Genomic DNA, 3,738 nt, shown 5'->3' with positions numbered 1-3,738 from the left:
AACGGGAGCCCTGACCGGGCTCCCGTTTTTTATTGCAAGCCATACATCAGCCTGCCGCTTGAAGCTAACAACTCACCCCTGCTCTTAGAACAACACCCGGCTACGAATAGTGCCGTTGATGTGCTGCAGTTTCTCTTGTGCCAGATCGGAGTATTCGGCATCGACGTCGATCACGACGTAACCGACTTTCTCGTTGGTCTGCAGGAACTGACCGGAAATGTTGATACCGTTTTCCGCGAAGACCTTGTTGATCTCGCTCATCACACCCGGGATGTTTTCGTGGATGTGCAGCAGGCGATGCTTGCCAGGGTGAGCCGGCAGGGCCACTTCCGGGAAGTTCACGGACGATACCGAAGTACCGTTGTCGCTGTACTTGACCAGCTTTTCCGCCACTTCCAGGCCAATGTTGGCCTGGGCTTCGGCAGTAGAACCGCCGATGTGCGGGGTCAGGATCACGTTGTCCAGGCCGCGCAGCGGGCTTTCGAAGATATCGTCGTTGGAGCGCGGCTCCACCGGGAACACGTCGATGGCGGCGCCGATCAGGTGTTTGTCCTTGATCGCTTCGGCCAGGGCGTCGAGCTTGACCACGGTGCCCCGAGCGGCGTTGATCAGGATCCCGCCTTTCTTGATGGCACGGATTTCCTTCTCGCCGATCATCCACTGGGTGGCGGCGGTTTCCGGAACGTGCAGCGTCACGATGTCGGACATGCCCAACAGCTCGTGCAGGTCGTTGACCTGGGTGGCATTGCCCAGCGGCAGCTTGGTCACGGTGTCGTAGAAAAACACCTGCATGCCAAGGCCTTCAGCCAACACCGACAACTGCGTGCCGATCGAGCCGTAACCGACGATACCCAGCTTCTTGCCACGGATTTCGAAGGAGTTGGCCGCGCTCTTGATCCAGCCGCCACGGTGGCAGGAAGCGTTCTTCTCGGGAATGCCGCGCAGCAGCAGGATCGCTTCGGCCAGTACCAGTTCAGCCACGGAACGGGTGTTGGAGTATGGCGCGTTGAACACCGCGATACCGCGCTCGCGCGCCGCATTGAGGTCCACCTGATTGGTGCCGATGCAGAAGCAGCCGACCGCCACCAGTTTCTTGGCGTGGTCGAAGATCTCTTCGGTCAATTGGGTACGGGAGCGAATACCGATGAAGTGAGCATCGGCGATCTTTTCCTTGAGCTGGGCTTCCGGCAGAGAACTGGTGATGTACTCGATGCTGGTGTAGCCCGCCGACTTGAGGACGTCGACAGCCGATTGGTGGACGCCTTCGAGAAGAAGGAACTTGATCTTGCTCTTATCGAGAGAAGTCTTGCTCATCTGCGTAAACCTGTGTCCCGGAGAAAAATGGCAGGGAATCGGACAGCGCATGCTGGTCCGACCGGCATGACAGCCGTCGCCGCAGAACAGCCAATGGGCACTACGCTGCGGGGTCGGTATGCTAGCATACGCACCCCGCTAAACACTCATTCCTGCGACGTGAAGCGTTCTCAGGATGACCATGAATTGTTCGAGAGTTCTGTCGATGACCAATCCTGCCGTGATAGATGAGCTGAAGACCCTGGTTGAGCCTGGCAAAGTCTTGACCGATGCCGACTCCCTGAACGCTTATGGCAAGGATTGGACCAAGCACTTCGCCCCGGCGCCGAGCGCCATCGTCTTCCCCAAGACCATCGAACAGGTTCAGGCCATTGTGCGCTGGGCCAATGAGCATAAGGTCGCGCTGGTGCCATCGGGCGGGCGTACCGGGCTTTCCGCCGCAGCCGTGGCGGCCAACGGCGAAGTGGTCGTGTCATTCGACTACATGAACCAGATTCTCGACGTGAACCTCACCGATCGCACAGCCGTCTGCCAGCCAGGTGTGGTCACTGAACAACTGCAGAACAAGGCTGAAGAGCACGGTCTGTACTACCCGGTGGACTTCGCCTCGGCCGGTTCCAGCCAGATTGGCGGCAACATCGGCACCAATGCCGGCGGAATCAAGGTCATTCGTTACGGCATGACCCGCAACTGGGTAGCCGGCATGAAAGTCGTCACCGGTAAAGGTGACCTGCTGGAACTGAACAAGGACCTGATCAAGAACGCCACTGGCTACGATCTGCGGCAGTTGTTCATCGGCGCCGAAGGCACCCTCGGGTTCGTGGTCGAAGCCACCATGCGCCTGGACCGGGCTCCGAAGAACCTCACCGCCATGGTCCTGGGCACCGCCGATTTTGATTCGATCATGCCCGTACTGCATGCCTTCCAGGGCAAGCTGGATCTGACGGCGTTCGAATTCTTCTCCGACAAGGCCCTGGCCAAGGTCCTGGATCGGGGCGACGTACCGGCGCCATTCGAAACCGAGTGCCCGTTCTACGCCCTGCTGGAGTTCGAAGCCACCACCGAAGAAGTCGCCAACCACGCCCTGGAAACGTTCGAACACTGTGTAGAACAGGGCTGGGTACTCGATGGGGTGATGAGCCAAAGCGAAACCCAACTGCAAAACCTGTGGAAGTTGCGCGAGTACATCTCGGAAACCATCTCCCACTGGACGCCGTACAAGAACGACATCTCGGTCACCGTCTCGAAAGTCCCGGGGTTCTTGCGCGACATCGACACTATCGTCGGCCAACATTACCCGGACTTCGAAATCGTCTGGTTTGGCCACATCGGCGACGGCAACTTGCACTTGAACATCCTCAAGCCAGAGAACCTGAGCAAGGACGATTTCTTCGCCAAGTGCGCGACCGTGAACAAATGGGTCTTTGAAACCGTCGAGAAATACAACGGCTCGATCTCCGCGGAACACGGCGTAGGCATGACCAAACGCGATTACCTGACCTACAGTCGCTCGCCGGTAGAAATCGAATACATGAAGGCCGTCAAAGCCGTATTCGACCCGAACGGCATCATGAATCCGGGCAAGATTTTCGCGGTTTAACGCAAAAAAATACCTGATGAATCCCAGAAGCAGGAGTCGGTAATGAGCTATCAGCACCAGTATGTCGACGGTACCCGTATTCATTTCCCGGTGGGAAAAATCGTGTGCATTGGCCGCAACTACGCCGAACACGCCAAGGAACTGGATAACCCTGTACCCACCGAACCCCTGCTGTTCATCAAGCCTGGCAGCTGCGCGGTGCCGCTGGAAGGCGGTTTCAGCATCCCCGCCGACCGTGGTGCAGTGCACTACGAAGCTGAAATTGCCGTGCTGATCGGCAAGCCACTGTCGACCCGGCCCAGTGCCGAGGAAGTGCTGGATGCCATCTCCGGCTTCGCCCCGGCCCTGGATCTCACCCTGCGGGACAAGCAAGCCGAGCTCAAGGCCAAGGGCTTGCCTTGGGAAGTCGCCAAATCCTTCGACGGTGCGGCGGTGCTCGCACCTTTCGTATCCAATGGTACCTTTGCCGATCTGACCGACATCCCGGTTCGCCTGACCATCAACGGTGAAGTGCGCCAGGACGGCAACAGCAGCCTGATGCTCAACCCCATCGTGCCGATGATCCAGTACATGGCTGGCTGCTTCTCATTGCAGGCCGGCGACGTGATCCTCACTGGCACTCCGGCGGGCGTGGGACCGTTGAACGTCGGGGATGAACTGGTACTGGAATTGCCAGGCGCGAGCCGTTTCGAAAGCAGCGTTCGCTAACTCGGTTTTGTGATCCGCTAGAAATCATGTGGGAGCAGGCTTGCTCGCGAAGGCGATACAACAGTCAGCATAGATGTTGAATCTGACGCCCCCTTCGCGAGCAAGCCCGCTCCCAC

3 protein-coding genes are annotated in these 3,738 nt (G+C 58.4%); 2 read left to right on the top strand and 1 reads right to left on the bottom strand.

Translation table 11 applies throughout. From position 1 onward, the window contains the following. Positions 1 to 84 precede the first annotated feature (84 nt). Positions 85 to 1,314, bottom strand: a complete 1,230-nt coding sequence (gene serA / locus HU811_RS25865; RefSeq protein WP_047226823.1) for a phosphoglycerate dehydrogenase — start codon at positions 1,312 to 1,314, stop codon at positions 85 to 87. A gap of 205 nt (positions 1,315 to 1,519) precedes the next feature. On the opposite strand from serA, the gene HU811_RS25860 reads away from it, so the two are divergent. Both HU811_RS25860 and HU811_RS25855 read left to right on the top strand, forming a co-directional pair. Then, positions 1,520 to 2,914 carry a D-2-hydroxyglutarate dehydrogenase gene (locus HU811_RS25860; protein WP_092402021.1) on the top strand — a complete coding sequence of 465 codons (1,395 nt, stop codon included), beginning with the start codon at positions 1,520 to 1,522 and terminating at the stop codon, positions 2,912 to 2,914. Between the two features lie 42 nt (positions 2,915 to 2,956). After that, a complete protein-coding gene (locus HU811_RS25855) occupies positions 2,957 to 3,622 on the top strand; it encodes a fumarylacetoacetate hydrolase family protein (RefSeq protein WP_092402018.1) in 666 nt (221 codons plus the stop codon). Positions 3,623 to 3,738 lie beyond the last annotated feature (116 nt).

Origin of the sequence: Pseudomonas tehranensis (assembly GCF_014268615.1) — a bacterium.
GTDB classification, from domain to species: Bacteria; Pseudomonadota; Gammaproteobacteria; order Pseudomonadales; family Pseudomonadaceae; genus Aquipseudomonas; species Aquipseudomonas tehranensis.
This window is presented reverse-complemented; position numbering and strand designations above follow the sequence as displayed.

Coding starts and splice junctions, on each gene's coding strand:
- serA (WP_047226823.1), bottom strand. CDS start 1,314: ATGAGCAAGACTTCTCTCGATAAGAGCAAGATCAAGTTCCTTCTTCTC.
- HU811_RS25860 (WP_092402021.1), top strand. CDS start 1,520: ATGACCAATCCTGCCGTGATAGATGAGCTGAAGACCCTGGTTGAGCCT.
- HU811_RS25855 (WP_092402018.1), top strand. CDS start 2,957: ATGAGCTATCAGCACCAGTATGTCGACGGTACCCGTATTCATTTCCCG.